At 35.3% G+C, this 4,397-nt stretch carries 2 protein-coding genes and 1 pseudogene; all 3 read left to right on the top strand.

The window, feature by feature from the left end; translation table 11 throughout:
- On the top strand, window positions 1-398 hold a 398-nt coding region (locus tag ACFIL8_RS07820), incomplete at its 5' end, for a helix-turn-helix domain-containing protein (protein WP_375689347.1).
- Window positions 399-923: 525 nt separating this feature from the next.
- On the top strand, window positions 924-2,831 hold the full coding sequence (gene traG / locus ACFIL8_RS07815) for a Ti-type conjugative transfer system protein TraG (protein ID WP_375689345.1): 1,908 nt from the start codon (window positions 924-926) through the stop codon (window positions 2,829-2,831).
- Between the two features lie 793 nt (window positions 2,832-3,624).
- Window positions 3,625-4,088, top strand: a pseudogene (locus ACFIL8_RS07810) (helix-turn-helix domain-containing protein).
- The last annotated feature ends 309 nt before the right edge of the window (window positions 4,089-4,397 follow it).

Raw genomic sequence — 4,397 nt, 5'->3', positions numbered from 1 at the left:
GGCGCTCGCAACCGGCAGGGGAGCTTGACGTGCAAACTAAAAATCCACACTTTAACGATATTTCGATAGGCAGAAAAATTCGCTTTAAAAGAACAATGCTTGGAATGTCACAAAAGAAATTAGGTAGCCAGTTAGGTGTGACTTTTCAACAAATCCAAAAATACGAAAAAGGCTTCAATCGTATAGGGGCGGGGCGTTTACAAGAAATTGCCGATATTCTTAATGTTCCCATTTCCTTTTTTTACTCCGGTCTCTCAACAAAAGACAATGTCTTGTTTCCTTGTGATGATGAGATCTCAAGCAAAGAAGAGCACATTCTTTTGAAAAGTTTTAGAGAGCTCAAACCTAAAAAGCAGAAAGCAATTTTGTGTTTGATTTCCTCCCGCTCTACGCTCTAAAGGATGCATATTCCTGACTTAAGGGCTGCTCTGTAAACAGTCCGGATTCTGTTGGGGGGGGGTGACCTACTCCTGACCCATTCATGTGGTTCACTTTAAAAAGGGCGTTACGGGGCAAGCCATGCCCATTTATTACACACTCTAAAAACACTTAATATGGAAAGTTTTACATGCCTTATATCACGGCTCTAAACAACAATGTTTTACGGCACAACATGATAAACCGCGCTTTTTTTTCAGTGAACACTAATGCGTATTGTTATTGGTTTTTTTTCTGTTAAGAAGCATATACAGTGTCGTAAAAGAGTTAAGTAAGAAATTTAAATAGCGCGTGAAGCATCAAAGAAACTTTGGAAAAATTCTTGAAAAAATTAGTTTAGGGGAGCTTTTTATAAAAGCCCGTCTTAGAGAGGCAGATAAGTCTTTCATCTTAAGATGGTTTGCTTTACATTTCAAAACTTGATAAAAATTCAAAAATTTCGAAAAAATAGGAAGAGAAGCTTTTTCTGGTATGCAGGGGGGAAAATGGTCAATAAATTAGACAAAAAACAGATTATATTTTTAGCATTGCCACTCATCTTTTCAATCATTGTAGCTTTTTTGGTCAATATAACCATCAATAACATTACAGAAAATGGAACGACGCCTGATGCTTATTGGTTTGTAAGATCAAAGCCACTGGATATTTTAATCCTTATTGCACTTTCATGTTCTTCATTCATCTTATTACAAAAAAGGCATACCAGAAAAAATATCATTATTTCATCCATGATCATCTTTGGTTTGTTTGCAACTTATTATAGTGCAAATGAATATATCAGACTTAGTCCCTATGTAGGTCAAAATAATATGACATGGGCGGATGTTTTTCCTTTCTTTGATAGGATGGTTTTAGGGGGTGTTGTTATTGGCGTTATTATCCTTGGTTACACGATAAAACTATCATTACCTAAAGCTTCACCTTTGAAAATTTCAAAAAATACGATCTTTGGTGGTGTTCAATGGATGAGTATGAAACGCCTTGAAAAGATTTTTCCTCGTGATGGCGAAGTCGTCATAGGAGAGCGCTATAGAGTCGACAAAGATATTGTTAAAGATGTCCCTTTTAATCCTAAAGACAAAACAACATGGGGAAAAGGTGGTCGCCAGCCATTGTTGACATACAAACTCAATTTTGATTCAACCCATATGTTATTTTTTGCTGGTTCTGGTAGTTATAAAACAACCAGTAATGTTATTCCAACTTGTCTCAAATATTCCGGTCCACTGATCGTTTTTGACCCTTCAACTGAAGTCGCTCCAATGGTAAAAAAAACAAGGCAGCTGTCAAACAGAAAAGTATACGTTCTTGATCCTCATGGTTCTTCAACGGAAACTTTTAATCCTTTAGATTGGCTGTTAGATGAAAATCTACCCCTTTATGAAAGAGAAGCGGGGTTGGTTGAAGTTGCTAGACTCCTTCTTTCTGAAAACGACAAATCAACTTCGACTGATCAATTTTTTGTATTACAGGCACATAATTTGTTAACAGGACTACTTGCGCATATTGTCTTTTCTGATGAATACACATTAAAGGAAAAAAACTTAAAAACCCTTCATACGATCATGTCAATGCCAGAACCATCCGTGATTGGAAAATTGCAATCTATACGATCAAATTCTCCATCCCAATTTATTCGTGAAACCCTTGGGGTGTTTACAAATATGGCTGAACAAACTTTCTCAGATGTCTATTCTACTGCTGCAAAAGATATACAATGGCTTTCACTCTCTAACTATGCAGATCTTATCAGTGGGTATGACTTTAAAACTAATGATATAACAAAAGGAAATATTGATATTTTTCTAAATATCCCCTCAAAAATTTTAAAATCTTATCCAGGTGTTGGGCGTGTCCTTGTTGGCTCATTTCTCAGAGCTATGGAAGCTGCTAATGGTAATTATGTAAAAAGAGCGCTCTTTATTTTAGATAATGCTGATCTTTTAGGATATATGAACATTTTAGAAGAAGCACGTGATCATGGACGCAAATATGGTATATCTCTCATGCTTTTTTACAAGTCTGTAGATCAAATAGAACACTATTTCGGTTCGTCAGGCGTTATGACATGGTTTGAAAATTGTGCTTTTGTAAGCTATGCCGCAATAAAAGATATTAAAACTGCTGAAAATATATCTAAGGCATGTGGTCAAATGACCATTGAAGTGAAAGATTCAAGCAAACCTCTAGGAGGATTCCATACAAGAGGGACAGAAAATATAAACACCCAGCATAGACCTTTAATATATCCACATGAAATAACACAAGAAATGCGAAAAGACGAACAGATTATTCTTATGCAAGGGCAACCACCTGTTCGTTGTGGACGCTCTATCTATTTTAGACGTAAGGATTTAACAGCTCTTGCTAATGAAAATAGCTTTTCTTCTTAATAAAGCACTTGTTTTTAGTTAAAATGAATAAAGTATTGTTGTATTTTTGGATGATATAATTAGAGATAAATCATTTTTATAATACATATTTTATAATATAGTGGCTTGAAAATGGGGGAGTCATAAACGATCTTTCTGCTAAGAATACAAACACCAAAAAAATTAAGACATAAAAAGAGTATCTTATCAATTATAATGCGTGGGGTGTTCAACATAACACGTAGAATATTCGTTTGGATATTTAAAACAATACGTAGAATATTGGCTGTGATATTTAAAAGGTTGCTTTACGCAATCTTCCTTATTTTATTATTCATTCGTAAACCAGTTTTTGCCTTCTTAAACTTCTTTGCTGGTGGCTTGGCTTTATTCCTATTTTTTCTTTTTTTCGGATACACAGCGAGAGTTGCACCCTATGAACACCAAACAGCAATGGTCATTGGTTTTGTTATCATGATATTTCTTTGCTTGTTTGCTAATGATGTCTATGAAAGGTTTTTACTACGAGCTAATACGTCTAGCATCTCTTGATTATGATCTTATACCTATTTCAATAAATAGAGCTCACTTCGTTCACACATAATTTAATCAAAAATGAGAGGTTATCTGCCTCTTATAAAAATACAAATAAAGACTGTTTTAAATTTTATTGTTAATCTTCTCCAATTCCTTTATACCTTAAAGGGTGACTTTGGTCGTCTACGCAGCGATCAGTAGGGTCTGAAAGCCCTAAAGTTCGATCATAAAATGAACCTACTCTTGTAGGTATCCCGGAATTCTGGGAGTTTTTGCTATGTCTAGGTGCTCTCTAGCACTAAAAGCAAAAAAGCTGACTGAACTCAGTGTTTTTGACTCCCGGAATACGCATAAGAGGCGCTCGCAACCGGCAGGGGAGCTTGAAGTGAAAGCTAAAAATCCACACTTTAACGATATTTCGATAGGCAGAAAAATTCGCTTTAAAAGAACAATGATCGGGATGTCGCAAAAGAAATTAGGTAGCCAGTTAGGTGTGACTTTTCAACAAATCCAAAAATATGAAAAAGGCTCTAATCGTATAGGAGCTGGGCGTTTACAGGAAATTGCTGATATTCTCAATGTTCCTATTGCCTTTTTTACGCTGATCTCTCGACAAAAGAAAATGTCTTGTATTGCTGTGATGAAAGGATTTCAAGTAAAGAAGAGCACATTCTTTTGAAAAGTTTTAGAGAGCTCAAACCTAAAAAGCAGAAAGCAATTTTAAGATTAAATTTTCGTTAGAATCAAAAAAAGATTAAAGAGGCTCTTGCTAAATAATAAATTATTATATAAAGCTTTTTCTAGAGAAGGGGGTTAACATTTCTCCTCCCCCCCCCCGCAGAAATGTCCAAATAAAACCTCCTTCTCATCGTTTTAAAAATCACGAAAAATTTTATCCTTTATCCTTTATTTTTTTTAAAAGAGTGACTTATTTGTGCTAGAAAAGTTGCTGTATTAGGTAAATTGGAGGGCGGGGTGTTTTTAGTAGGGATTTGGGAAGGGCTGGAAAAGTCGTCTTGCCAAATAGAGTTCTCAAAAGAAAATCTTGGA

The sequence above is a fragment of the Bartonella sp. AP57NXGY genome, from assembly GCF_042195805.1.
Lineage (GTDB): Bacteria > Pseudomonadota > Alphaproteobacteria > Rhizobiales > Rhizobiaceae > Bartonella.
Note: the sequence above shows the minus strand (reverse complement) of the source record. Positions and strands in the feature narration are given on the sequence as shown.